General features: G+C 75.4%; 23 protein-coding genes. 10 read left to right on the forward strand and 13 right to left on the reverse strand.

Annotation, left to right across the window (positions count from 1 at the left end; genetic code table 11):
- Complete coding sequence (locus NFX44_RS28560; RefSeq protein WP_262286701.1) at positions 1-1,575, reverse strand: FMN-binding glutamate synthase family protein; 1,575 nt, start codon at positions 1,573-1,575, stop codon at positions 1-3.
- Between the two features lie 182 nt (positions 1,576-1,757).
- On the opposite strand from NFX44_RS28560, the gene NFX44_RS28565 reads away from it, so the two are divergent.
- Positions 1,758-1,922 (forward strand): hypothetical protein, encoded by a 165-nt coding sequence (locus NFX44_RS28565; protein WP_262286702.1) that lies wholly within the window; start codon positions 1,758-1,760, stop codon positions 1,920-1,922.
- Entirely contained in the window at positions 1,922-2,884 is a 963-nt protein-coding gene (locus tag NFX44_RS28570; RefSeq protein ID WP_262286703.1) for an N-acetylmuramoyl-L-alanine amidase, read from the forward strand. The genes NFX44_RS28565 and NFX44_RS28570 overlap by 1 nt, the downstream gene beginning before the upstream one ends.
- Positions 2,885-2,923: 39 nt before the next feature.
- On the opposite strand, the gene NFX44_RS28575 is transcribed toward NFX44_RS28570, so the two are convergent.
- Positions 2,924-3,373: a VOC family protein gene (locus NFX44_RS28575; protein WP_262286704.1), complete on the reverse strand. Its 450-nt coding sequence runs from the start codon at positions 3,371-3,373 to the stop codon at positions 2,924-2,926.
- A 113-nt stretch (positions 3,374-3,486) separates the two neighbouring features.
- Here NFX44_RS28575 and NFX44_RS28580 point away from each other — a divergent pair, with 113 nt between their 5' ends.
- Positions 3,487-4,380, forward strand: a complete 894-nt coding sequence (locus NFX44_RS28580) for a hypothetical protein (protein WP_262286705.1) — start codon at positions 3,487-3,489, stop codon at positions 4,378-4,380.
- On the opposite strand, the gene NFX44_RS28585 is transcribed toward NFX44_RS28580, so the two are convergent.
- The 6 genes from NFX44_RS28585 to NFX44_RS28610 form a co-directional block, all read right to left on the reverse strand.
- Positions 4,370-5,059, reverse strand: a complete 690-nt coding sequence (locus NFX44_RS28585) for a hypothetical protein (RefSeq protein ID WP_262286706.1) — start codon at positions 5,057-5,059, stop codon at positions 4,370-4,372. The two genes, NFX44_RS28580 and NFX44_RS28585, sit on opposite strands and share 11 nt — an antisense overlap.
- A gap of 33 nt (positions 5,060-5,092) precedes the next feature.
- A complete protein-coding gene (locus NFX44_RS28590; protein WP_262286707.1) occupies positions 5,093-5,947 on the reverse strand; it encodes a hypothetical protein in 855 nt (284 codons plus the stop codon).
- Between the two features lie 11 nt (positions 5,948-5,958).
- Positions 5,959-6,660: a WXG100 family type VII secretion target gene (locus NFX44_RS28595; protein WP_262286708.1), complete on the reverse strand. Its 702-nt coding sequence runs from the start codon at positions 6,658-6,660 to the stop codon at positions 5,959-5,961.
- On the reverse strand, positions 6,657-6,983 hold the full coding sequence (locus tag NFX44_RS28600) for a type VII secretion target (protein ID WP_262286709.1): 327 nt from the start codon (positions 6,981-6,983) through the stop codon (positions 6,657-6,659). Before NFX44_RS28600 ends, NFX44_RS28595 begins: the two co-directional genes overlap by 4 nt.
- Complete coding sequence (locus NFX44_RS28605) at positions 6,980-7,423, reverse strand: YbaB/EbfC family nucleoid-associated protein (RefSeq protein WP_262286710.1); 444 nt, start codon at positions 7,421-7,423, stop codon at positions 6,980-6,982. Before NFX44_RS28605 ends, NFX44_RS28600 begins: the two co-directional genes overlap by 4 nt.
- Before the next feature lie 135 nt (positions 7,424-7,558).
- Entirely contained in the window at positions 7,559-8,569 is a 1,011-nt protein-coding gene (locus tag NFX44_RS28610) for a LacI family DNA-binding transcriptional regulator (RefSeq protein ID WP_262286711.1), read from the reverse strand.
- 128 nt (positions 8,570-8,697) lie between these two features.
- Between NFX44_RS28610 and NFX44_RS28615 the strand changes: the two genes are divergently transcribed.
- The gene (locus NFX44_RS28615) at positions 8,698-9,282 is read left to right on the forward strand and encodes an ABATE domain-containing protein (protein WP_262286712.1); all 585 of its coding nucleotides are present in this window, start codon (positions 8,698-8,700) and stop codon (positions 9,280-9,282) included.
- 39 nt (positions 9,283-9,321) lie between these two features.
- Here the strand turns inward: NFX44_RS28615 and NFX44_RS28620 are convergent, their stop codons facing one another.
- A complete protein-coding gene (locus NFX44_RS28620; RefSeq protein ID WP_262286713.1) occupies positions 9,322-10,116 on the reverse strand; it encodes a class I SAM-dependent methyltransferase in 795 nt (264 codons plus the stop codon).
- Between the two features lie 84 nt (positions 10,117-10,200).
- Between NFX44_RS28620 and NFX44_RS28625 the strand changes: the two genes are divergently transcribed.
- Complete coding sequence (locus NFX44_RS28625; protein ID WP_262286714.1) at positions 10,201-10,752, forward strand: DUF5872 domain-containing protein; 552 nt, start codon at positions 10,201-10,203, stop codon at positions 10,750-10,752.
- A 28-nt stretch (positions 10,753-10,780) separates the two neighbouring features.
- Here the strand turns inward: NFX44_RS28625 and NFX44_RS28630 are convergent, their stop codons facing one another.
- Entirely contained in the window at positions 10,781-11,668 is an 888-nt protein-coding gene (locus tag NFX44_RS28630) for an META domain-containing protein (RefSeq protein WP_262286715.1), read from the reverse strand.
- Between the two features lie 178 nt (positions 11,669-11,846).
- The gene (locus NFX44_RS28635; protein ID WP_262286716.1) at positions 11,847-13,190 is read right to left on the reverse strand and encodes a glycoside hydrolase family 18 protein; all 1,344 of its coding nucleotides are present in this window, start codon (positions 13,188-13,190) and stop codon (positions 11,847-11,849) included.
- A 271-nt stretch (positions 13,191-13,461) separates the two neighbouring features.
- Between NFX44_RS28635 and abc-f the strand changes: the two genes are divergently transcribed.
- The 3 genes from abc-f (at position 13,462) to NFX44_RS28650 (ending at position 17,941) form a co-directional block, all read left to right on the forward strand.
- Positions 13,462-15,099, forward strand: coding sequence for a ribosomal protection-like ABC-F family protein (abc-f, locus tag NFX44_RS28640; protein WP_262286717.1), 1,638 nt, complete (start codon positions 13,462-13,464; stop codon positions 15,097-15,099).
- Between the two features lie 43 nt (positions 15,100-15,142).
- Positions 15,143-16,291, forward strand: coding sequence for an acyl-CoA dehydrogenase family protein (locus tag NFX44_RS28645; RefSeq protein ID WP_262286718.1), 1,149 nt, complete (start codon positions 15,143-15,145; stop codon positions 16,289-16,291).
- Between the two features lie 108 nt (positions 16,292-16,399).
- Positions 16,400-17,941 (forward strand): long-chain fatty acid--CoA ligase, encoded by a 1,542-nt coding sequence (locus tag NFX44_RS28650; RefSeq protein ID WP_262286719.1) that lies wholly within the window; start codon positions 16,400-16,402, stop codon positions 17,939-17,941.
- A gap of 21 nt (positions 17,942-17,962) precedes the next feature.
- On the opposite strand, the gene NFX44_RS28655 is transcribed toward NFX44_RS28650, so the two are convergent.
- Complete coding sequence (locus NFX44_RS28655) at positions 17,963-21,730, reverse strand: CHAT domain-containing protein (protein WP_262286720.1); 3,768 nt, start codon at positions 21,728-21,730, stop codon at positions 17,963-17,965.
- 160 nt (positions 21,731-21,890) lie between these two features.
- On the opposite strand from NFX44_RS28655, the gene NFX44_RS28660 reads away from it, so the two are divergent.
- Together NFX44_RS28660 and NFX44_RS28665 are read left to right on the forward strand one after the other, a co-directional pair.
- Positions 21,891-22,271: a hypothetical protein gene (locus tag NFX44_RS28660; RefSeq protein WP_262286721.1), complete on the forward strand. Its 381-nt coding sequence runs from the start codon at positions 21,891-21,893 to the stop codon at positions 22,269-22,271.
- Entirely contained in the window at positions 22,268-23,215 is a 948-nt protein-coding gene (locus tag NFX44_RS28665) for a hypothetical protein (protein WP_262286722.1), read from the forward strand. Before NFX44_RS28660 ends, NFX44_RS28665 begins: the two co-directional genes overlap by 4 nt.
- A 4-nt stretch (positions 23,216-23,219) precedes the next feature.
- Here NFX44_RS28665 and NFX44_RS28670 read toward each other — a convergent pair whose 3' ends face one another.
- A complete protein-coding gene (locus NFX44_RS28670) occupies positions 23,220-24,245 on the reverse strand; it encodes a tetratricopeptide repeat protein (RefSeq protein ID WP_262286723.1) in 1,026 nt (341 codons plus the stop codon).
- Positions 24,246-24,308 lie beyond the last annotated feature (63 nt).

Below are 24,308 nucleotides of genomic sequence, written 5' to 3' on the forward strand. Positions count from 1 at the left end.
TCAGCCCACGGCGGTCGGGGAGGGCGGCGCGCTGCCGCCCTGCGGCGCCTCGGCGGTCATCAACCGGATGATCTCGGCCCGGTCGGCGGCGGACGGCAGCCCCCAACCGGGTCGGTACCCGTACACCTGGTCCAGCGGGGTGGAGGCGGTGCGGCCGTCGAGGATCTCGACGGCGCCGGTGTCGATCAGTCCGGGATGCTCGACGCCGCACGCCTCAGCGACCTTGACCAGATCGCGCCGCAGCGTCCGGACGTAGTTCGCCGCCCGCACCGACTTGCGGGCCGGGTCGAGGCCCCGGGCCAGCCACGGGTTCTGGGTCGCCACGCCGGTGGGGCAGGTGTCGGTGTGGCACTTCTGCGCCTGGACGCAGCCGATCGCCAGCATGGCCTCCCGGCCGACGTTCACCATGTCGGCGCCCAGCGCGAAGGCCACCACGGCGTTGTCCGGCAACCCGAGCTTGCCGCCGCCGACGAAGACCACCCGCTCGTGCAGGTCCCGTTCCGCGAAGACCCGGTACACCCGCGAGAAGCCCTGCTGGAACGGCAGTGACACCGAGTCGGTGAAGATCAGTGGCGCGGCCCCCGTGCCGCCCTCGCCGCCGTCGACGGTCACGAAGTCCACGCCGCGGCCGGTGTCGCGCATCAGCGTGGTCAGCTCCTCCCAGAAGCCGAGGTCGCCGACGGCGGACTTGATGCCGACCGGCAGGCCGGTCTCGGCGGCGAGCAGCTCCACCCAGTCCAGCAGGCTGTCGCAGTCGGAGAACTCGGCGTGCCGCGACGGGCTGACGCAGTCGCGACCCATCGGGATGCCGCGGGTGGCGGCGATCTCGGCGGAGACCTTCGCGGCCGGCAGCAGGCCGCCGAGGCTCGGCTTCGCGCCCTGGCTGAGCTTGATCTCCAGCGCCCGGACCGGCGCGCCCGCCACCAGCTCCTTCAGTCGGGCGAGGTCGAACCGGCCGCGCTCGTCGCGGCAGCCGAAGTACGCGGTGCCGATCTGGAAGACCAGGTCGCCGCCGTTGCGGTGGTACGGCGACAGCCCGCCCTCGCCGGTGTTCTGAAGGCAGCCGGCCAGGGCGGCGCCCCGGTTGAGCGCCTCGACGGCGTTGCCGGAGAGCGAGCCGAAGCTCATGCCGGAGATGTTGACCACCGACTCCGGGCGGAACGCGCGCGCCCGACCCCGGGCGGCGCCGAGCACCTTCGCGCAGGGGAGGGTCACGTCGTGCGCGGCCCCGGGGGAGGACGGCGGCACGGCCCGCCCGAAGGTGCGGTGCTTGATGATCGGGTAGCCGGGGGTGTACTCGATGTCGTTGTCCGTGCCGAACCCGAAGTAGTTGTTCTCCTGCTTCGCCGACGCGTACACCCAGCGCCGCTGGTCGCGGGTGAACGGCCGCTCCTCGTTGTTGCCGGCCACGATGTACTGGCGCAGCTCGGGCCCGATCGACTCCAGCAGGTACCGGGCGCGGCCGAGGACGGGGAAGTTGCGCAGCAGCGCGTGGTCGCGTTGCAGCAGGTCGCGTGCGGCGAGGGCCGCGACGGCGGCCACGGCGGCGGGTACGGCTCTACGGGCCCAGCTCATGCCGCCACTCTTTCCGGGATCGCCGCCGGCCAAACGGGGAGCGTGCCCACCCCGGGCGCCGGACGGCCGTCCGTTGCCAAATTCCTTCAGTCGCGGCGGCGCGATTGAAGGGTATCGACATAGACGTTCGTGACGGTATAGCGTCCGCGCCAACGTTCCCGACCGGTCGCTGAAGGAGTGCCATGCCCACGCCACGAACCGTCCGCCTGCGCCGCCGAGGACTGCTCGGCATCCCCGCCCTGGTGACCGCCGCGCTGGCCGTCGTCAGCCGCCCCGGCGCGGCGGCCGCCGCCCCGGCCACCGCGCCCCGGCCGGAGTGCCTGGCCGACCTGCTCGGGGAGTCCTGATGGCCACCATCCCCTGGCTGGTGGACGTGCTGCGGGGCGCCGGGGTGCAGGTCGTCGTCGAGGGCGACTGGCTCAACCGGATGCGCCCCGGCTCCTTCGACCCGATCGGGGTGCTGTGGCACCACACGGCGTCCACCTCCAGCGCCACCAACCCGCACCCGGCGCTCAACATCTGCATCAACGGCCGGCCCGACCTGGCCGGCCCGCTCTGCCAGGCGCTCGTCGACTACCACGGCGTGTTCCACGTGATCTCGGCCGGGCGCTGCAACCACGCCGGCACCAGCGGCGGCAGCGGACCGATCCCGGCCGGCGACGGCAACACCATGCTGATCGGCTGGGAGATCGACTACAACGGGGTCGACCAGGAGATGACGGCCGCCCAGTACGACGCCTCCGTCGCCGCCACGGCGGCCGTCCTCACCCGGCTCGGCCGGGACGCCAGCTACGCGCGCGGGCACCGGGAGACCAGCACCACCGGCAAGATCGACCCGTCCTTCATCGACCTGAACGTGATGCGCGCCGACGTCGCCGCGAAGATGGGCGGCACCCCGGCCTGGTCCTCGATCGTGGACAACGCCACTGCCGGGCGCTTCACCGCGGGCGCGAGCTGGGGCGTCTCGTCCTACTCCGGGCAGCGCTACGGCGCGGACTACCGCTACGCGGACCCGGTCGCCGCCAGCGACCCGGCCTGGTACCGGTTCAACGTCCCGGCCGCCGGCAACTACCGCGTGGACGCCTGGTGGCCGGCCAACGCCGGCTACAACAGCGCGACGCCGTACATCGTCGCCACCACGACCGGCAACCGGACCGTCTCCGTCGACCAGCGGGCGACCGGCGGCCAGTGGCGTACCCTCGGCACCTTCGCCCTGCCGGCGGGGGACGCCAACCGGGTGGCGGTGAGCCGGTGGACCACGGCCAGCGGCCTCGTCATCGCCGACGCCGTCCGGCTCACCCGGGTCTGAGCGCCCACCGGGCCCCGGCCGGCAGCCGCCCGGTCGGGGTCAGCCCGGAACGGGCCGGCCCATCTCGGCCAGGATCCCGGTGCCCTGGCCGAGCTCGATGAGGTACCCGTCGGGATCGCGCAGGTAGCACCGGATCTCCACCCCGTGGTCCTTCGGTTCGGTCAGGAACTCCCCGCCCCGGGAACGCCACAGTTCGTAGACGGCCCGGACGTCGGTGACCCGGATGTTGAGCGCACCGCTGAGCGTGTCCGGCTCGGTCGGCGCCCGCGCCGTCACGGTCGGCTTGTCGTCGGTCGGGCCACCCTCGTCGTTCAACACGAGATAGCTGTTGTGCAAACGGAGCACCGCCGGCCGCCGGTCGCGCACCACCGTGGCGCCCAGGACATGGCGGTAGAACTCCCGCGAGCGGTCCACGTCCCGCACGATCAGCAGGTGGGTGACGACCAGGCCGTGTTCGGGCTGGAAGTAGTCCGGTGCCTCATCCGTCACGACGCCCCCTTTCTCGGCCCGCCGGTTACCCGGGTGCTCGCGGGCCACACCCCGCCGGAGCGGCACCGTTCCGGGGTTCGCCGCGGTTCGCGGGCCGATGGTATGAATGCAGCGTGGCGTCGGCGCAGAACATGGACCTGATGGGCAACGTCCGCACCCTGGTCGAGGACGCGCTGCCGGCTCGACTGCCGGGTGCCCGCGTCGCGGCGGACCGCGACGAGATCGTCGTCGCCGTCCCCGGCGGCCGCGCCCGGGTGTCCCTGGTCCCGCTGCTGCGCAGCTGCCTCGACCAGCCCCGGCAGGCGTGGCCGGAGCTGGTGGCCGACTGGGTCACGGCGGTGCGCCGGGAGCTGCCGGACAGCGTCTCCGCCGACCTCGGGCCGGTCGACGTCGAGCAGCTCCGGCTCCGCCTCACCCCGGCGGCCGCGACCACGGAGGCCGACAGCTATCTGGCCATGCCGTTCGGCGACCACTTCACCGCCGTCGTGGTGGTGAACCGGCCCGAGCGGCTGGACCTGCTGACCCTCGCCCAGGCCGCGCGGCTGGACCGCGAGCCCGCGGAACTGGTGCGCATCGCCGTGCGGCAGACCGTGGAGCGCGAACTGACCACTCTCGACGTGCGGGACCACGAGCTGCCCACCGGTGGCTCGGTGCGCCTGCTCGCCGCCGACGGCAACCCCTTCGTGACGACCGCCCTCATGTCGGTCAAGCGGTTCCTGCCCGAGGGCGCCGACCACGGCGCGCTGGTCGCGGCGCCACAGTACGGCGCGGTGCTGCTGCACCCGGTGGACGGCCGGGTGCGGGAGGCCGCCGTGGCGGTGCACCGCCTGACCGGCTCCCTGTTCGCGGCCGCCGCCGACCCCTGTTCCGACCAGGTCTTCTGGTGGTACGCCGGGGAGTTCCACCCGGTCCGCGTTCTGCCGGCGGAGGCCGGAGGGGTCGTGCCGGTGCGGCTGCCCGAGGCGCTGGCGTCCGTCGTGGCGCGGCTGGACGGGCCTACGGGGTGAGCGCCGTGTCGAGCTTCCGGGCGGCCAGCGCCTGATCCCGCTGCGCGGTCAGGAAGCCGAGCGCGGCGTCCCGCTCCCCGTCGTGCCAGGCCCGCACGAGCCCCTCGTAGAACGCGGCCTGCTCGGCGAGCTGCCGGGCGCCCGTGCCGGAGGACCCGCCGGCCCGGTCGCGGCACAGCTCGGCGAGCTCGGCGGCCGGCTCGACGGGGGACGCCGTGCCGTTGACCACCCGCCAGCCGGGCAGCTGGTGCCAGTGCGTGCGGCGCCGGCGCGGGACCTGGGCGTAGTCCCGCTCGGCCACGTCGGCGAGCCGCTCGGCCGGCCACTTGTCGATCTTCTCCAGGCCGGCGTCCAGCACGAACCGCCGCGCCTGGTTCATCACCTCGGCGGAGGACAGGTCGACCGTCGGCGGCCCGGAGCGGACCTCGTCCATCCGGACGCCGTACGTCATGATCCAGCTGGTGAAGGGCGCCACGAGCGGCTGCACCCCGGCGGTCACCCAGCCCACGGGCCGGGTGGGCGAACCGGACCAGCCGATCCACGCCAGCGACCAGCCCACCGGCTCGCGTGCCAGCACCGTGTCGAGGCCGCCGCCCCGCAGCGACCACTCTCCGGGCAGGTCGGGGCGCAGCTCGGAGAGGACCTGCCGCCACCGCCGCGCCGTGTCAACAGAGGACATACGCACCTTTCGCAGGTCGGTGGCCGGGCCCGGTCAGTCTACGCTCAGCGGTCGCTGCGTCGGCCGTAGCTCCTCCGGGGGCTCGGGCAGGTCCAGCACCCGCTTGACCTTGTTGGCCCAGCTCGGCTCGATGCCGGTCTTCAGGCCGGTCTTGAGGTCGTAGGCGTGCGCGACCTCCCAGTCCAGCTCGTCGGTCGCCGAGTCCCGGTACTGCCGCTCCAGGATGACGTCCGGCCGGAAGTCCTGGTCGGTCACCTTCGGCGTCTCGACGCCCTGGGCGTCGTAACCGACCTCGGTGCGCAGCCGGAAGCCCGTCTCCGGGTCGAGCATGGTGGTCGCCTCGCTGTCGATCGCGTTGGCGAGGTGCCGGTGGGACTCGGTGCCCAGGGCGGTGCGCTCCACGATGAGGTCCGCCACGTCCTCGGGGTAGCCCCGCTCCAGGAGCTTGTCCCGCTGCCGCTGGTAGCCCTCCCGCTGGAGGATCGAGTCCCGGTTCTGGTCGACGTGGTCCCAGGCGTCGTCGACCATCTCCTGCAGCTGGTCGGCGATCTGCCGGCGCGCCCTGCCGATCTCCTCCAGGCTCCTCTCGTCGTGCTTGTCCAGCTCCGGGTCGTTCTGCGGGCGCTGCGCGTCGGCGTCCCCCTCGGTGGACCTGCCGTCGGTCGACCTCGGACCGCCGGGCCGGCCGCTCTCCGCCGCCTCGGTGACGGCCCGGTGCGTCTCGGCGACGGTGGTGGGCCGGCCGTGCGACCCGCCGCCCCGTTGCCGCGGCACACCGCCGTCGCCGACATCCCCGCCGTCGCCGACGCCCCCGCCCCCGCCGTCGCCGACGCCCCCGCCCCCGCCGTCGCCGACGGTGCCGCCGTGCGGTCCCCTGGGCTTCGCCACGATCCCCCCGGTCAGCCGTTGACGAGCTTGGACAGGTTGGTGAGGCTGGTGACGAGCGCCGTGGTGTAGCTCAGGATCCGGCCCGCCCACTTGAGCACGGCGGCGGTGATCTGCGCGGCGATCACCGGGATGGTCACCACGAAGATCGCCTCGACCGCCCACACGACGACGCGCGCGACGAGGTCCGCGATGAGGTCACGGACGATGTCGCGGGTGAACGAGACGAGGTTCCCGGCGGCCTGCGTGGCGGCCGCCATCGCCGCCGACGCGCCACCGAGACCGGCGATCGCGTCGACGTTGTTCTTCATCAGCGACTGGTACGCCTCGGCGGCGTGCCCCCGCCAGTCGGGCAGGTCGCCGGCCAGGTGCGCCTGCAGGTCCGCCGCCATCCGCTGGAGGTGGCCGGCCATGTTGTCCCAGGTGGCCGCGTGCGACGCGACGACGTCGGGCATGCCGGTGAGCCAGTCGAGCATCTCGCGCAGCGGCTCGAAGTATTCCATCGCCCAGCCGATGCCGTTGGCCAGCAGGGCGCTGAACGGGTCCAGCACCGTCGCGGCGACGTCCAGCCCGAAGGCCGCCCCGGCGAGCAGGTCGTCCACCCAGCCCTCGCTGCGGATGGCGTCCACCAGGCCCTCGACGCCGTCGGCCAGCGACGAACCCGTCCACACCTCCCGGGTGGACCGGACGTCCGCGACCAGCGAGTTGTCGGTCATGCCCGCAACCGCCGGCTGATCGCCTCCATCGAGCTCGCCGCGTCACCGTCCACACCGTCGTAGCTGTCGGCGGTGCGGCGCAGGCCGTCGGCGACAAGCCTGAGGTTCTCGTCGACGTACGCGACCAGCTCGTCCTGGCGGGTGTGCCGGTCTTCCAGGATCGCGGAGATCCACCCGCAGAGCAGCCCGTACGCCTGGTCGTCCCGCGCGATGTGCGCGCTCGCGCCGCGGACCGCGTCGAACCGGGCGCGCAACCCCTCGACGTACGCGGCGTGCGCGCGGATCTGCTCGGGGTCGGCCGTCCAGCCGGCCGGGCCGCTCACCGCTGCCAGCCGTGGCCGTCGTAGGAGCCGGGCTCGCCCCAGCCGGGTTCCGGGTCAGGGCGCAGCTGCCGGCCCACCCGCTCGGCGATGGCCCGGGCGGCCGCCGACTCGGTGCCGACGGTTTCCGCGATGATCTCCTGCGACCGCTCGGCGAGCTGTCCCTTCGCCCGCCGGATCGCGTCCAGGACCGCCTGGGCGACCACCTCGGGGGAGACCCGCTGGATCTGCCGGCCCAGGCGCAGGTCCAGCAGCGCGCCGCTGGAGTCGACGGTGACCTCGGCCAGGCCGTTGTCGTCCTCGGCCCCGACCCGCAGCTCCTGGAGGCGGTCGCTCATCGCCTTCGTGTCCGCCGCGAGCTTGTCGATGCGGCCCTTCCAGGCCCGCATCTGGTCCATGGCGCCGTCCGGGTCCAGTACGCCGCCGCTCAGAGCCCCGCTCACCATGTGCCTCCCCCGAGTAGGCCCGGATCCCGTGAGGACTGCTGATCCCCAGCGCCTCGCAGGGCGGCGTCGATTGTAGAACACCCCGTCACCTCCGGGTGGCACGGAAAGACCACAGTGGACCGGCGCGGGTGGTCACCGGGCCGGACGGGTGCTCTCCCGGGGCAGGACCGTGTGCGGCGCGGTGATCCGGGCGGGTGGGGCGTCCGGGCGGTCCAGCCGGGCGGTGGCCAGGGCGATCGCCTTCCGGGCGAGGAACGCCGGGTCGACCGAGACGGAGGTCAGCGACGGTCGGGAGTAGCGGCCCTCCTCGCTGTCACCGAACCCGATCACCGCCACGTCGGCGGGCACCCGCAGCCCGGCGTCGGCGGCGGCCCGCAGGGCGCCGATGGCGAGCCGGTCGGAGTAGCAGAGGACGCCGTCCGGGAGGTGCTCGTGTGTGAACAGCCACCGGGCGGCCCGGTAGCCGTCCTCGTACCGGTGCTGGGCGGTGGCCCGCAGGTAGCCGGCGGGTGGGTCGAGTCCGGCCCGGCGGACCGCCCGCTGGTAGCCGAGGGTGCGGGGTTGCGCCGGCCCGGTGGCCTCGTCCGGCCGGGCGCCGATGGCGGCGATCCGCCGTCGCCCCGTGCGCAGCAGGTGGTCGGTGGCGTCCGCGGCGGCGCGGGCGCCGTCGAGGGCGACCTGGTCGCAGCGGGGATCGCGGCTCTCACCGAGCAGGACGAGGGGAGTGCCGGTGCCGAGGTGGGCGTCGATGAGGCCCGGCGGCACCGTGTCCGCGCCGAGCAGGACGGCGTCGACGCCCGGCGGCGCCCCGGAGTGCGCCGGGAGCGCGGGGCGGTCGGTCTCCGGTGCGAGGTGCTCGACGACGACCCGGAAGCCCTGGCCGCTCGCCGCGCGGACGACCTCACGCGCCAACCCGTGCAGGCCGGGCGCCTCGACGTCGGGAACGACGAGCGCGAGCAGCCCGGTGCGGCCGGTGCGCAGGGTGCGGGCCGCGAGATTCGGCCGGTAGCCCAGCGCACCCACGGCCTCCCGCACGCGGCGGCGGACGTCGTCGCTGACGTGCGGGTGGTCGTTGATGACGTTCGAGACCGTCTTCACCGACACGCGGGCGTGCCGTGCCACGTCCCTGAGCGTGGTGGCCACGATCCGTCCTCCCGCCTCGGGGCTCCTGACACCAGCCAACAGCCTTCGCTGGTGTACACACCGGACGATCCCAGAGCGGGCTACACCGGTCAAGGCGTTACGCTGGTGTGGACGAGAGGAGCGCGGCGGTGCGTGACGAGCGATCGGTGCCGGCCGCCGTGCGGCTGGTGCGCGACTTCGTCAACACCTTCGAGCCGCAGGTCGACGAGGAGTCGCTGACCACGCCGGACGCGCTGCGGGACTGGCTCGCCGAGCGGGCGCTGATCCCCGCCGGCGCGCGGCTGGGCCCGGCCGACCTCGCCGTGGCCCGCACGGTCCGCGAGGGCCTGCGGGCGGTGCTGCTCGGCCACGCCGGCCACCCCGCCGACCCCGGCGCGCTGTGCCGCCTCGACCAGGCACTGGCCGCCGCGCCCGTGCGGATGACGCTCGCGGACGGCGCCCCCCGGCTCGTTCCCGCCGCGACCGGCCCGCTCGACGTGGCGTTGGCCGCCCTGGTCGACGCGATCCGGCAGTGCGCGCAGGACCAGGTGTGGACCCGGCTCAAGGTGTGCGACCGGGACACCTGCCGGTGGGCCTACTACGACGCCTCCCGCAACCAGGCGCGCCGCTGGTGCTCCATGGCCGGCTGCGGCAACTACGTCAAGATGCGCCGGGCCTACGCCGTCCGCCGCGACCGCCGGTCCCGGACACCGGGCACGGGCCGGGACGGCTGACCCGGCGGCCGGCCGCGCTCCTGGGCACGGCGGGCGCGGTCACGACGGCGCGGTGCCGTGCACCGCCCACGCCCGCGCCGTCAGCCGGACGGACCCGTCCGCCTCGACCGGCAGTCGGCTCACCAGCAGGTCGCGCAGCGCCGCCCGGTCCGGCCCGGCCAGGGACGCCACGTACGCCGGTGCCGCGCCCTGGCCGGCGAGGAACGGCGTCCAGTACGCGGCCACGTCGGCGAACACCGTCGGCACGACCACCGGCCGGACGGCCACCGCCGCGAACCCGGCGTCCGTCCACAGCGCGCGCAGCGCCCCGGGCCAGCACAGCGGGAACCGGCGCCCCTCGGACCGCTCCGCCACCGCCGGATCGAGCACCTCGGCGGCCGCCCAGAAGTGGCGCATCATGGCCATCCCCTCGGCGTAGTCCCAGACGTACGCGGCCGCGACGCCGCCGGGTCGCAGGACCCGGGCGAACTCGGCCACCGCCCGCGCCGGCTCGGGCACGAAGTTGAGCGCCAGCCCGCTCACCACGACGTCGACGCTCGCGTCGGCCACCGGCAGCGCGCGGGCGTCGCCGACCTCGAAGGTGGCCCGCGGGTCGTCGACCCGCTCGCGGGCGTGGGCCAGGAACCCCACCGCCGGGTCCACGCCGGTGACCCGCGCCGGATCCGCCTCGGCCAGCACGGTCGCGGTCAGCGCGCCGGTGCCGCAGCCGACGTCGAGCCAGCGCAGGCCGGGCGGGAGCGCCAGCAGGCGCAGGAAGTCGCGTGCCACCAGCCGGCTCCACCGGCCCACGTACGCCTCGTACGCCTCGCCGTCGGCCCAGACCGGATCCGCCATGCGGGCAGGATACGGCCGCCGGCGCCGGCCCCGATTCGGCCGGCCGGACGCATACGACCCGCCGTCGGTGGGAACGCCCCCCGCATGGCCAGGTACACGAAGCCCGAACTCCGGGCGCAGCTCAAGGAGGAGATCCAGGCGTCCGACAAGGGCGGCCGGCCGGGGCAGTGGTCGGCGCGCAAGTCGCAACTGCTCACCAACGAGTACAAGAAGCGCGGCGGGGGCTTCGAGGGGCCCAGGGACCAGCGGCAGCGGTCCCTGCAGCGGTGGGGTGCCGAGGAGTGGCAGACCCGGTCGGGCTCCACCCGTGCGCGCCACGACGGTGAGACCGAGCGTTACCTGCCCAAACGGGCGTGGGAACAGCTTTCGGACGAGCAGCGGCGCGACACCGACACGAAGAAGCGCCAGGCGTCGCGGTCCGGGCGCCAGTTCGTCGCCAACACCGGACCGGCGAAGCGCGCCCGCCGGGAGGCCACCTCGGCCGGGCAGTTGTCGGACCTGCCGGTCACCGAGGCGGTCAAGCTGGTCCATGGCCTCGACACCCGCCAGCTCCGGGCCGCGCTGCGGCGCGAGCGCGCCCGCAAGGACCGCAAGACGCTCGTCCAGCGGATGGAGTCGGAGCTGGCCCGGCGCTGACGACGCCCGCCGGCGCGGACCCGCGCCGTCAGCCGTCGCGCCGCAACCGGCCCGTCTCGCCGCCCCACGCGTCCACGAGCACCAGCACGTCGCCGTCCAGCCCCGCCCGGGACGCCCCGGACAGCCACAGCGCCACCGGGACGCTCGCGCAGCCGACCATCGTGCTGGGTCCGGCGGTGGCGAGCACGGCGCCCTCCGCTCCGGCGACCCACCGCCCACCCTGGCCGTTGCAGCCGTCGGAACCGCGCCACCCGCCGTCGTCGCGCAACTCCACGTACGCCGGTGCCGGCCCGCCCCGCGGTGGACCGGCGGGCACCCAGCGGCCGAGCAGGGCGGCCCGGCCGGCCGGCGTCAGGCCCGCCGGCAGCGCGGCGGCCGGCGCGAGGGCGCGCCGGACCTCGGGGGTGACCACGGGCGGCTCGGCCAGCGCCGGCAGCAGGTGGGGACCGGGGTCGGGCTTCGCGCCGGGCGTCAGCCGGGCGACCTGCCGGCCCTGGTCGTCGAGGAGGACCGGGGTCTTCCCGGTCACCCGGAACCCGGTGGCCCGCGGCAGCCAGGCCGGTCCGTCCCGCGGATCGGTGGGGCAACCCGGGCGGCCGGACGGCGAGAGTCCGGAAAGCTCGGCCACGAACAGGCCGCCGGCACCCGCCCGCCACGTCCCCGTCGACACCCCGCAGCTGTCGAACCACAGCAGGTCGCCCTGGTCGGAGGGAGCGAGGCGCAGCACGCCGGCGCCCCCGTCGGCGGCGGTCACCGTCCAGTTGCCGATCAGCGCGACCGGGTCGGGCGACGGTCCGGCGCCCGGGGGAGCCGCGCTCGGGTCCGGCGGGCCGGTGGTCGCCCCCGAGCCGGCGGCGCAGCCCGCCAGCAGGGTGCCCACCGCGACGGCCACCACGAGGTGCCTGCTGCGCCGCATCGTCCCGCTCCCTCCGCCGGCCCGATCGTTCTCGGACGTCCGGTGCTTGGACGAGGCAGCGGGACCACCGGTTCCACCACGGCGGTACGGCGGCGAGTCGCGGCGGGACCGTCCCCGGGCCCACCGCCTCCGCCGCCGGCCGGGAGGACCGGCGTCGCGGCGGAGGCGGCAAGCTGCGCTACGGGGTGGTCAGCCCCAGGCTGATCGTCCTGGTCAGCGTCGCGTTGTCGTCGTCGCCGTCAAGCGACCAGACCATCGCCCCGCCCAGCCCGGCCCGGCGGATGTAGAGCGTCTTCTGGAGCACCACCACCGGATCGTCGTACGTCCAGAGGGTCGTGCCGTCGAACAACCAGGCGTGCCCCGCGCGCAGGTCGCGGTGGACGGAGTAGCCCTTGCCGGGCAGGGTCTTGAGCTGCCGGTAGTCCTCCGAGCCGGCCTCGAAGGTGGCCGGTGCCGGCCCGGCCGCGGGCTGGAACAGCCCGTCCCCGCCCCCGGTCACACCGGTCCAGCCGCGGCCGTAGTAGGGGATGCCCAGGACGAGCTTCCCGCGCGGCGCGCCGCGCGCCAGCCAACCGTCGATCGCCACCTCGGCGGAGAAGTCCGGGTCGTCCGGCGCGCCCGCCGGCACGCGCAGCGCCGACTGCTGGTTGGTCACCGCGTCCCAGGAACCGTGGAAGTCGTAGCCCTGCACGGTGGCGAAGTCGAGGTACCGGAAGATCTTCCGGCCCTCGTACCCGGCGTCCATGGTGGCCGGGTTGGCCGGCAGGAACGCGGTCAGCGCGTAGTGCTTGTGGGCCTGCCGCCCGTACGCGTCGAGCTGCCGGCGGAACTCGGCGAGCAGCCTCGTGAAGTTCTCCCGGTCCTCGGGGCGGACCACGTTGCCCGGTTCGCCGGGCCAGTTCGGCCACTCCCAGTCCAGGTCGACGCCGTCGAAGACGCCGGCGGCCGCGCCCGGGCCGCCGCTGCCGCCGTCCAGGACCGGCAGGTTCCCCTTGAGGTAGAGGTCGATGCAGGAGGCGACGAACGCCCGGCGGGAGGCGTCGGTGCGGGCGGCGTCGGAGAGGTACGTCGACCAGCTCCAGCCGCCCAGCGAGATCAGCACCTTCAGGCCGGGGTGCCGGGCCTTGAGCTTGGCCAGCTGGCCGAAGTTGCCGTTGAGCGGTTCGCCCCAGGCGTCGGCGACGCCGTCGACGCTCTCCTCCGCCGGGACGGTGCGCTGGTAGTCGGCCCAGGCGTCCCCCTCGCCCGGCCCGCCGTCCACGTAGCAACGCCCGTCGGCGCTGATGTTGCCGAACGCGTAGTTGACGTGGGTGAGGCGGCTGGCCGCCCCGGAGGTGTCGAGCTTCTTGACCGGGAAGGCCCGGCCGTAGATGCCCCACTGGGTGAAGTAGCCGACCCGGTGGTATCCGGTCCGGCGGGTCGCGGCGTCGGCCGCGCTCGCGGCGCTCGGTGGTGCGGCGGTGACCAGCAGGGTCGACAGGGCGACGAGGGCGGTGAGGCGGCGGTGACGGAACGGTCGCATCGGCACTCCCACGGGGGGACGGAGCGGGATTAGTTAAGAGACCTTTCTGATCGATGAAGCTAAGCCGGTCGCCATTCGAGGTCAAGAGCGCCGCGCGGAGTTGCTAGGCTGGTGGGTGCGTGCACCGAGAGACCGCGCGCCGACTCGAAGGAGACAGACATGACGGGCGACGACGACATCTCCGGGTGATCCCGGCCCACCTCGTCGCATCCCCGTCTCGTCATCCGGGCGGCCGTGCCCTGCCCGGCTCAAAACCCCGAGGGTCTTCTCAATGTCCGACACCTGTGTCGTGTGCACCAACCTTTCCTTTTCCTGGCCGGACGACACCCCGGTCTTCCAGGACCTGTCCTTCACCGTGCCGCCCGGCCGCACCGGCCTCGTCGCGCCGAACGGCGCCGGCAAGACCACCCTGCTGCGGCTGATCGCCGGCGACCTCACCCCCACCGGCGGCGCCGTGACGGTGGACGGCGTGCTTGGCTACCTGCCGCAGAACCTGCCCCTGGCCGGCGACCTGACCGTGGCCCAGGTGCTCGGGGTCGACGCGGTGCTCCGGGCGCTGCACGCCATCGAGTCCGGTGACGCCGCCGAGGAGCACTTCACCACCGTCGGCGACGACTGGGACGTGGAGGAGCGCAGCAGGGCCGAACTCGACCGGCTGGGTCTCGGGGACGTCGCGCTCGACCGGCGGCTGGCCACCCTCAGCGGCGGGCAGGTCGTCTCCCTCGGCCTGGCCGCGCAACTGCTCCGCCGCCCCGACGTGCTGCTGCTCGACGAGCCGACGAACAACCTCGACCTCGACGCGCGGCACCGCCTGTACGCGGTGCTCCAGGAGTGGTCCGGCTGCCTGCTGCTGGTCAGCCACGACCGGGCCCTGCTGGACCGGATGGACCGCATCGCCGAACTGGACCGCGGGGAGGTGCGCCTGTTCGGCGGGAACTTCACCGCGTACGAGGAGGCCGCCCGGGCGGCCCGGGAGGCGGCCGAGCGCACCGTGCGCGGCGCCGAGCAGGAGGTGAAGCGGGAGAAGCGGGAGATGCAGCAGGCGCGGGAGCGGGCCGAACGGCGCGCCGGCAACGCCGCCCGCAACCTCGACAACGCCGGCCTGGCCCGGATCGTCGCCGGTGGGCTCAAGCGCAGCGCCCAGGAGTCGGCCGGCCGGTCCCGCCAGACGCACGCCAACCGGGTGAGCGAGGCCCAGTCCCGGCTCGACGAGGCCAGTGCGGCGCTGCGGGAGGACCAGACACTGACCCTGGACCTGCCGGAGACCACCGTCCCGGCCGGCCGGACCCTCGTGGCGGGGGAGCGGATGCAGGTCCACCACGACGGGCGGGCCGTCTTCACCGGGGACGGGGTGGACCTCACCATCCGGGGGCCCGAGCGGATCGCCCTGACCGGGCCCAACGGCGCCGGCAAGTCCACCCTGCTGCGACTGCTCCAGGGGGATCTCGACCCGGAGGGCGGGCAGGTGCGCCGGGGCGAGGGCCGGGTCGCGTACCTGTCGCAGCGGCTGGACCTGCTCGACCCGGACCGCACCGTGGCGGAGAACTTCGCCGCGTACGCCCCGGACCGGCCCACGGCCGAGCGGATGAACCTGCTCGCCCGGTTCCTCTTCCGCGGCGCGCGGGCCCACCTGCCGGCCGGCGTGCTCTCCGGCGGCGAACGCCTGCGGGCGACCCTCGCCTGTGTCCTGTACGCACAGCCGGCACCTCACCTGCTGCTGCTGGACGAGCCGACGAACAACCTCGACCTGGTGAGCGCGGGCCAGTTGGAGAACGCCCTGGGCGCGTACCGGGGAGCGTTCGTGGTGGTGAGCCACGACGAGCGGTTCCTCGCCGAGATCGGCGTGCGGCGGTGGCTCCGGCTCGACGCCGGCGGGCTCCGGGAGGTGCCGGCACCGGATCCGACCTGAGCGGGTCTGGACGGACTTAAACTTGCGCCGCTAGTTTAAGCCGATGGACCTTCAGCTCTCCGCCGAGCAGGTGGCGGCTCGCCGGCTCGCCGCCGAGTTCGTCGACCGGGAGGTGGCGCCGCACGCGGCGGCCTGGGACCGGCGGGAGGAGGTGGACGCCGACATCGTGGGGAAGCTGGGGCGACTCGGCTTCCTGGGGCTCACCGTCCCCGAGGAGGACGGCGGGTCCGGCGGCGACTACCTCACCTACTGCCTGGTGCTGGAGGAGCTCGGCCGGGGCGACTCCGCCGTCCGGGGCATCGTCTCGGTGTCGCTCGGACTGGTGGCCAAGTCCGTCGCCGCGCACGGGTCGGCCGACCAGAAGGAGGAGTGGCTGCCCCGGCTCTGCTCCGGCGCGGCACTGGGCTGCTTCGCGCTCACCGAACCGGACAGCGGCTCGGACGCGGCCGCGCTGCGCACCCGCGCGGTCCGCGACGGCGGCGACTGGCTGATCAGCGGCACGAAGACGTTCATCACCAACGGCACCACGGCCGACGTGGCACTGGTCTTCGCCCGGACCGGCGGCCCGGGGCACCGGGGCATCAGCGCGTTCCTGGTGCCCACCGGGGCCCCGGGGCTCACCCGCCGGCCGATCCACGGCAAGCTCGGCCTGCGCGGGCAGGCCACCGGTGAACTCGGGTTCGACGCCGTCCGGGTGCCCGACTCGGCGCGCCTCGGCCCGGAGGGCGGCGGCTTCCGGCTCGCCCTGTCCACCCTGGCCAAGGGCCGGATGTCGGTGGCCGCCGGCTGCGTCGGCATCGCGCAGGGCTGCCTGGACGCCGCGGTCGGCTACGCCGGGCAGCGCAGCCAGTTCGGCAAGCCCATCGCCGGGCACCAGCTCGTGCAGCAGCTCATCGCCGGCATAGCCGTCGACACCGCCGCCGCCCGGCTGCTCGTGTGGCGGGTGGCCGACCTCGTCGACCGCGGCGAGCCGTTCGCCACCGAGGCGTCGATGGCCAAGCTGTTCGCCAGCGAGGCCGCCGTGCGGGCCGCCAACAACGCCGTGCAGGTCTTCGGCGGGTACGGCTACATCGACGAGTTCCCGGCCGGCAAGTACCTGCGGGACGCCCGTGTCATGACCCTCTACGAGGGCACCAGCCAGATCCAGCAACTGCTCATCGGGCGCGCGCTCACCGGCGTCAACGCCTTCTGACCACAGGACGAACCCGACGATCCCCGGGAGGGCATCCGGCATGAGGAGCAACGCCCGCATCGAGAAGCCGGCCGCGGCGAGCGGCCGCCCGCTCCGGAGCGCGGCCCGGTGACCGCGCTGTCGCTGGCCATGGTGCTGGCCGAGGCGGCCCGGCGGCACCCGGACACCGTGGCCGTGGTCGACGGCGACACCCGGGTCAGCTACGCCGAGCTGTGGCGGCAGGCCCGCGGGTACGCCGCCGGCCTGCGGGAGCTGGGCGTCGCCCCGGGCGACCCGGTGGCCCTGCTGGCCCCGAACGTGGTCGATTTCCCCCGGGTCTACTTCGGCGCCCTGGCCGCCGGCGCGGTGCTCGTGCCGGTGCACCTGCTGCTGACCGTGGACGAGGCGGTGCACGTGCTCCGCGACAGCGGCGCGAAGCTGCTGGTCTGCCACGGCTCGCAGCTGGCCCTGGGCGCCGCGGCCGCCGCGGCGGCGGGCGTCCCGCTGGTGACCGTCGGGCCGGGCGGCACGGGCGTGTCCCGGTTGGAGGAGGTGAGCGAGCCGCTGCCGGCGCTGCCGTCGTACCTCACCCGCCAGGCGGAGGACACCGCCGTGGTGCTCTACACCAGCGGCACCACCGGCGTGCCCAAGGGCGCGCTGCTCACCCACCTCAACCTGGTCATGAACGCGACCGTCAACGTCTTCGACGCCAACGACGCGCGCCACACCGACGTGGTGCTCGGCTGCCTGCCGCTGTTCCACAGCTTCGGCCAGACCGTGGCGATGAACGGCACCTTCCGCGTCGGCGGGACCCTGGTGCTGCTGAGCCGGTTCAGCGGGCCGGCGGCCATCGACCTCATGCTGGCCGAGAAGGTGAACGTCTTCCACGGCGTGCCCACCATGTACGTGGCGCTGCTCGACGCCGCCCGGGACCGGGCCACCCTGCCCCGGCTGCGGCTGTGCGTCTCCGGCGGGGCGTCGCTGCCGGTGGCCGTGCTGGAACGGTTCCACGCCGCCTTCCACACCACGATCTTCGAGGGGTACGGGCTCTCCGAGACCTCGCCGACGGCGACCACCAACCAACCGCACTTCGGCACCCGCCCCGGCACCATCGGGCACCCGGTCTGGGGCGTCGAGGTGGAGATCGCCCGCGCCGACCTCGACGACCGGATCGAGCTGCTGCCGACCGGCGAGCTCGGCGAGATCGTCATCCGCGGGCACAACGTCTTCGCCGGCTACCTCGGGCGGCCCGAGGCGACCGCGGAGGCGGTGGTCGACGGCTGGTTCCGCAGCGGCGACCTGGGGCGCAAGGACGCCGACGGCTTCATCACCATCGTGGACCGCAAGAAGGACCTGATCATCCGGGGCGGCTTCAACGTCTACCCGCGCGAGGTCGAGGAGGTCCTGGCCCGCCACCCCGCCGTCGGCCAGGTGGCCGTGATCGGCGTGCCCGACCCACGGCACGGCGAGGAGGTCTGCGCGGTGGTGGTGGCCGACCCGGCCGGACCCGGCCTGCCGACCGAGCAGGAGCTGATCGACTGGTCCCGCGCGCACCTGGGCCGTCACAAGTACCCGCGCCAGGTCCGCTACGTCGACGCGCTGCCGATCGGGCCGAGCCACAAGGTGCTCAAGCGGGAGCTGCGCCGCACGGTCGCGCCGCCGGTGGACTGACCGCCACCGGCGTCGGGGTGCTCACAGCGGCCGGTTCAGTCCGACGTGGAGATGGCCGGCCCACCGGGTCGGCGTCGCCGGGAACTCGTCGCGGACGGCCCGTACCGTCTCGGCGAGCACCCGGGCCGCCGCCGCGGTGTCCGGCGGGCGGGTGCCGCCCTCGGTCAGGCCGGAGTAGAACGCCGCGGCGACCCGCGCGCTGTCCGGGGTCCGCCAGGTCGTGCCGATCACCCCCCGGAAGCCGGCGAGCTGGAAGGCCGCCGCCAGGTGCAGCGGTTCGTCGGTCGACCGGGGGTGCGTCGCGGCGGAGCCGCACGCCGACAGGAAGGCCAGCTCGGCCCGCTCCAGGTGGTAGGCGCCCACCATGTGCGGGCTGAGCGAACGCCCGCCGCCGAGGCGCAGCCCGCCGGTCAGCATCGACACGACCCGCGTGTCGGCCTCGGCGTGGCAGGCGAAGTGCGCGATCGGGTGCTCCCGCAGCGCGTCCTCGACCGCGTCGGGCGCCACCTCGGTCCCGGCCAGCACCGTGGAGCCGGGCAGCAGCCGGGCGACCTGCTCGACCTCCGCGCGTACCTGGGACAGCGCCGGCAGGTCCCGCGCGGTCGGCACGCCGACGACCGCGGCCGTGGCGCCCGTCGGCCGTGGCGGCCGGTCCGCCCCGGCGTGGGCCAGGGCCGTCAGCGTCGGCGTCCAGGACGACACCGCACGGTCGAGGACGGTACGCCGGCCGCCCGGCTCGCGGTGGTGACCGGCCGCGTGCAGCGGGAGCCGGGCCAGCGGGCCGACCGGGCACCACCAGAGCCGCGGCGGCGGCCCGTCGGCCGGGGCCAGGAGGTCGAGCACCGGCCCGGCGACGGTGTCCCACAACCAGGCCAGGATGCCGTGCAGCTCCTCCTGGGCGGCGGCGCGCCGGTCGAACGGCACGGCCGGGTCGGTCGCGTCGGCCACCGCCGCGTACCAGCTCGCGACGTGCCGCCGGACCGTGGCCGCGCGCAGGTCGGGCAGGCGCACCGGCCGCACGGGCCGCTCCGGGTCCGCCGGGACGAGCAGGGCGTCGCCCCGGTCGCCGTGGGTGGTGACGACGGCGACCGGCATCCCGGCCAGCCGCTGGCGCAGCAGCGGCATCGACGGCGGCCGGAGGAAGTCGGCGAACCCCGGCAGCCGCCGGATCCGCTCGACCACCCGGTCCCGTTCGGCGGCGAGCTGCCGGGTCTGGGCGAGCCAGACCGGTCGGGGGTCCCAGTCCGTGGTGGAGCTGGCCAGCACCTCGCCGGACGCGGTCCGGCGCTGCACCTCGATGGTGAACTTCCGGATCTGCGTGTAGGCGTCCGCCTCGGCCAGCTTCCGGTCGATCCGGTCGAGTTCCGTGGCGAGCCGGGCGTCGACCGCGCGCAGTTCCACGCGGCCGCCGCGAATCCCCAGGGCCTCGTGGAACAGCAGGCCCCGGCCGCGTTCCAGGAGTTCGACGGCGCCGTCGGCGTCGCCGGCCGCGATCGCCGCGACGGCGGCCTCGGTGGCCACCCCGCCGAGCGCCGCGACCGTGCCGAGCCGGCGGTGCCCGGACGCCGACCGGTCGACCGAGGCGGGCAGCTGCCGCACCGCCCGCTCCAGGGCGGCCAGCCGGGCCGCCGGGTCACCGGCCTCCCGGGCCAGCTCGGCCTGCTGGCGTTCCGCGTCGATCGCGGTCTCCGCGTCCACCACGGACGACGCGGCGATGGCGGCGTACGTGGCGATGGCCTCGGTCCTCGCCTCGTCGGCGTCCGGGCCGCCCGTCCGGGCCAGCGCGGCCGCGGACCGGGCCAGGAGCCCGGCCCGCAGCGCCCACCAGTGGTGCCCGGTCGCGGTCTGCGCCACCGCCTGCCGGGCCAGCCGCACGGCGTCGGCCAGCACGTCGCGGTCACCGGTCACCAGGTACCGCTGGTACCGGGTGTCCGCTATCGAGCTGCCGATGCGGGGCTGGTCCGGGTGCTCCGGCGGCAGCAGGGCGAGCGCGTCGCGGAACGTGCGTTCGGCCGCCAGCAGGCCGGCCTCGTCGGCCCGGCGCGCCGAGAGCTGGGCCAGGCTGCTCGCGTGGTTGTACAGGAAGCCGACCCGTCGGGGGTCGTCAGCGGGCAGCGCCTCGGCCGCCCGCCGGCTGACGTCGACGGCCTCGGCGAGGAGGGTGTCGTCGGGTACCAGCGCCGCCCGGCGGGACAGGATGTCGGCGAGCCGCATCAGCCGCAGCGGGTACGCCTCGTGCTGCGCGGGCGTCTGCTCCAGCGCCTCCCGCTGGTGGCGCAGCGCCTCGTCCAGCAGCTCCGGATCCTTGGCGAGCCAGCCGGCGTCGGACAGGGTGCCGGCGAGGACCGCGAGCTGCTGCGGGCGTGCGTCCGGCTGCCCGTCGGCCAGGTCCAGTGCCGCGCGCGCGGCGGAGACGGCGACCTCGACCAGGTGCTCGACCTGCCCGTGCACCCCCGCCCGGGACGTCGCGGCCGCCAGCAGGTTGAGGGCCTCCCGGCGCAACGGGTGCGCCGGCCCGGCGGCGTCCAGGGCGAGCTGCGCCCAGGACGCCGCCCGCCCCGCGCTCTCCAGCTCGCCGCCGTGTTCCCAGCGGGCCAGCTCCGCCTCGCCGAGCAGGAACAGGGCCCGCGGCCGCCCCGGATGGAAGCCGGGCACCGCGGCGGCCAGCACGACGGCCGCCTCGTACCGCTCGGCCAGGGCCGCCGGTGCGGCGTCCGCCGCGACCCGATCGGCCGTCTCCTCGGCCCGCCACAGCAGCCGGTCGAGCACCTCCGGCTGGTCCGCCGCGGTGACGATCGTGCTGGCCAGGTCGGCGTCGATCTCGCGGACCAGCAGGTTGACGACGGTGTTCAGCCGCTCCAGCGCCGGCGCCGCCCCCGGCTGGTCCGGCGGCGTGGTGAGCACGGCGTCGCGCCAGGCGGCGGTCGCCTCCAGCAGGAGTTCCACCGACGCGTGCTCCGGAACGTCGTTCAGCCGGCACAGCGCCGCGCCGAGCCACGACACCACCCGCGGGTCGGTGGGCTGGCGCCCCCACGCGAGCTGCGCGGCCCGGCGGTAGTCGCCCACGGCCAGCTCCAGGGCCCGCGGGCCGGCGCCCCGGTCGAAGTAGAGCGTGAACAGGTGGCCGCGGCGGAGCAGCCGGTGCAGCCGGTGCGGGTCCCGCGCCGAGGTGGCCTCCAGGGCCCGCGTCAGGGCGTCCAGCGCCTCGTCGTAGGTCCGGGCGTCCCCGCCGTCCTCGGCCAGCGTCGCCAGCGCCTCGGCGAGGTCGGTCAGCAGCGCGGCACGGAGCAGGCCGGCGGACGCGTCGCGGTCGCGGGCCAGCTGCGGCAACCATTCCCGGTAGAGCGTGACGAGCATCCGCAGGGCCTTGCCGGAACCCTCCCGGTGCCGCTGCCGCAGCCCCGCGACCCGGTCGGCCTGCTGCGGGCTGAGCAGGACGTCGGACAGGCGCGGCGCATCGGGCCGGCCGGCCTCCGGCTGCTCGTCCCGGATCGGCTCCGGCACGCCGTCCGGGTCGTCGCGGCACCCCTGCCGGAACAGCACGACGGCCGCCCGGCGCTCCCGCACGCCGTCCAGCCCGGGCTGGTCGAGGTAGCGGTACCAGTGGAGGCGGGCCAGCTCCCGCGCCGCCGCCCGACCGGCGCCGCGGTCACCGGCCGCGGCGGCGAGGAGCTGCGCGTCGGCCCACAGGTCCGGTCCGGTGAGGACGGACGGGTCACCCGTGCGCTCGTATTCGGCGAGCACCGCCGCCACCCGCTGTACGGCGGCACTGGTGGTCCGTCTCGACATCGCCACTCGATCCCCGCGTCGGCCTGCGATCTCCGGTGCCCATCCTGCCCGCCCCGGGCGGACGGCGAAAGTGCGTCCGCGACACACCTGTGGGGACGGTGGCGGCGTCCCCGGGTCGATAGGGTGGCGGCGGAAGCCAACCGGTGCCCGGGGAGCAGCCTTGGAACTCGTCGCGGAGCGCGTGGCCCGACTGTGCCGCCAGGCCGTCGGTGAGCAGTTGCGCCGGCATGCCGAGCGGTACGGCGCCGCCGGCGTGCTGGACCGGATCGCCGAGGCCGTCGCCCAGGGCCGCCTGGACCACCACCTGGAGGAGGACCTCGACCGCCTCGACGACGCCTTCGCCCGGCACGGCATCGACGGGCTGACCACCGGCGTACGCGGGTTCGAGGCGTGGCTCGGCGGGGGCGGGCATCCCACAGTCGTCGCCTGGGGCTGCCCGAGCCCGCTGCCGTGTCCCCGCGCGGTCCCCGAGGGTGACGGCGACCGGCCGGTGTGCGGGCTGACCGGCGCGCCGTTCGGGCAGCGCCGGATCGTGTTGTGAACGCCCTCCTGGCCGAGCTGGGCAAGCAGCTGGTGACGCGGTGGACGGCGGCGCTGCTGCTGCCCGGCGCGCTGTTCGCCGCCGCGGTCGTCCTGGCCGGGGTGCTGGGCCAGCGGCACGCGCTGGACCGGCCGGCCCTGGCGGCCTGGTGGGACGGGCTGGCCGCCGGGCCGGCCGGTGGATCGGGAGCGGGTCTGCTGATCGGGGCGGTCGCGTTCCTGCTCGGCGCGGCGGCGGCCGGGCTCGTCGCGCAGGCGGTGGGCGCGCTCGTCTCCTGGACGTGGAGCCGGACCGGCTCCGGGCCGGTGCTGGGCCGGCTGGCCGCCCGGCGCCACCGCCGCTGGGAGCGGGCGGACGCCGCCGTGCTGGCCGCGGAACGCGCGCTGCTCACCGATCCCGGCGACACCGCGCTGCGCGACCGCACCCGCCGGGCCATCGCCCGCCGGTCGGCGATCTGCCTCGTGGAGCCGGCGCGGCCCACCTGGATCGGCGACCGGCTGCACGCGACCGACCTCCGGGTGCACCGCGGCTACGGCATCGACCTGGCCAGCGGCTGGCCGCGCCTGTGGCTGGTGCTGCCGGACGAGGCGCGGGGCGAGCTGGCGGCCGCGCGGGACCGGTGCGGCGCGGCGGCCCGGCTGGTCGGCTGGGGCCTGCTGTACGCCGCCCTCGGGGCGTTCTGGTGGCCGGCCCTGGTGGTGGGTCTGGTGGCCCTGCCCACCGCGCGCTACCGGGCCCGCCTGGCCGTGGCGGTCTACGCCGAGCTGGCCGAGGCCGCCGTCGACCTGTACGGGCGGGACCTGGCGATCCAGCTCGGACTGCCGTGCCCGGATCGGCTCACCCGCGAGATCGGTGAGCAGGTCACCGCCATCGTCCGCAAGGACGACGTGGTGCCACGCGCCCGCCGGGCCGGCTCGGCCGAGGTGTCGTCGCCCCTGCCCTGAGCGGTCACGGTCGCCAGGACGGGTTGTGCAGGATGGCGAGGTTCTGCCGGGCGGTGACCGCCAGGGTGTCGTCGCGGGCGTCGGCCGGCAGCGCGTCGAGGATCTCCCAGTAGAGCCCGATCGCCCGCCGCCGGTAGCCGGCCAGCGCCAGGGTGGCGGCCAGGTTGTTGCGCCGGCCCACCGTCTGGCGGCCGCGCTGCCCGTGCTTGCGCTCGCTGTGCCGGATGTTCTGTTCGTGCAGCTCGATGGCCTGCGCGTACTGGCCGGCCTGCTGGTAGCCGACCGCCAGGTTGTTGCGGATGACGAGGGTGAGCTCGGCGTCGGCGCCCTGCCCGTGCTCGGCGGCCGTCACCGCCTCCCGCAGCACGTCCAGGCCGTCGTCGACCTCTCCGGCGGCCAGGTAGGCCTGACCGAGCGCGTTGCGGACGGTCAGGGCGTCGGTGTCGAGCGGCCCGAACGCCGTCGCCGCCCCGGCGGCCAGGGGTTCGAGCAGGGCGAGGGCCTCGGTGAACCGGCCGCAGAGGCGGTGGTCCTCGGCCACGCTGAGCCGGTAGGCCAGGGTGTTCCGGTCGGGGACGGACTCCCGGCCGACGCCGGCGGCCCGCCAGATGTCGAGCGACACCCGGGCCACGTCGGCCGGACCGCGCACCTGGCGCGGCGGCGGTGGGGTAGTGGCGGGCAGCGGCTCGGGCGGCCCCGCCTCCTCCGCCGCCCACGCCGCGAGCCGGTCCCGCAGCTCCGCCGCCGGCGTGCCCTCGACGTGCAACCGGCACACCCCCTGGTCCAGGTGCAGGTCCAGGTGGACGCCGCCGGACCGCAGGCCGTGACCGTCGAGCGCCATGGCGAGCAGGCTCGGGGTGTGGATGTCCAGGCCGCGGAGGGTGGGCCAGGGCAGGCGGAGGAACCGCCGGATCGGCCGCCGCAGGTCGATGCCGGAGCGGTCGAGGACGGCGGTCAGCCCGCTCGTCTCGCCCGTGTGTCGCGGATGTCCACCGAGGAAGGTCACGTGGGGTATCGCGAGCGATGACACGCGGTCATCCTTCCATCCGGCGCCGGTCCGCGCAGCCCCGGGAACCGGTGGCTGCGCGGACGC

It is taken from the genome of Micromonospora sp. MA102, from assembly GCF_025460765.1.
Classification (GTDB): domain Bacteria; phylum Actinomycetota; class Actinomycetes; order Mycobacteriales; family Micromonosporaceae; genus Micromonospora; species Micromonospora halotolerans.

Excerpts from the sequence above, each read along its gene's own strand:
- NFX44_RS28635 (WP_262286716.1), bottom strand. The coding sequence starts at position 13,190 with ATGCGACCGTTCCGTCACCGCCGCCTCACCGCCCTCGTCGCCCTGTCG.
- NFX44_RS28570 (WP_262286703.1), top strand. The coding sequence starts at position 1,922 with ATGGCCACCATCCCCTGGCTGGTGGACGTGCTGCGGGGCGCCGGGGTG.
- NFX44_RS28630 (WP_262286715.1), bottom strand. The coding sequence starts at position 11,668 with ATGCGGCGCAGCAGGCACCTCGTGGTGGCCGTCGCGGTGGGCACCCTG.
- abc-f (WP_262286717.1), top strand. The coding sequence starts at position 13,462 with ATGTCCGACACCTGTGTCGTGTGCACCAACCTTTCCTTTTCCTGGCCG.
- NFX44_RS28625 (WP_262286714.1), top strand. The coding sequence starts at position 10,201 with ATGGCCAGGTACACGAAGCCCGAACTCCGGGCGCAGCTCAAGGAGGAG.
- NFX44_RS28585 (WP_262286706.1), bottom strand. The coding sequence starts at position 5,059 with ATGTCCTCTGTTGACACGGCGCGGCGGTGGCGGCAGGTCCTCTCCGAG.
- NFX44_RS28655 (WP_262286720.1), bottom strand. The coding sequence starts at position 21,730 with ATGTCGAGACGGACCACCAGTGCCGCCGTACAGCGGGTGGCGGCGGTG.
- NFX44_RS28595 (WP_262286708.1), bottom strand. The coding sequence starts at position 6,660 with ATGACCGACAACTCGCTGGTCGCGGACGTCCGGTCCACCCGGGAGGTG.
- NFX44_RS28560 (WP_262286701.1), bottom strand. The coding sequence starts at position 1,575 with ATGAGCTGGGCCCGTAGAGCCGTACCCGCCGCCGTGGCCGCCGTCGCG.
- NFX44_RS28620 (WP_262286713.1), bottom strand. The coding sequence starts at position 10,116 with ATGGCGGATCCGGTCTGGGCCGACGGCGAGGCGTACGAGGCGTACGTG.
- NFX44_RS28645 (WP_262286718.1), top strand. The coding sequence starts at position 15,143 with ATGGACCTTCAGCTCTCCGCCGAGCAGGTGGCGGCTCGCCGGCTCGCC.
- NFX44_RS28565 (WP_262286702.1), top strand. The coding sequence starts at position 1,758 with ATGCCCACGCCACGAACCGTCCGCCTGCGCCGCCGAGGACTGCTCGGC.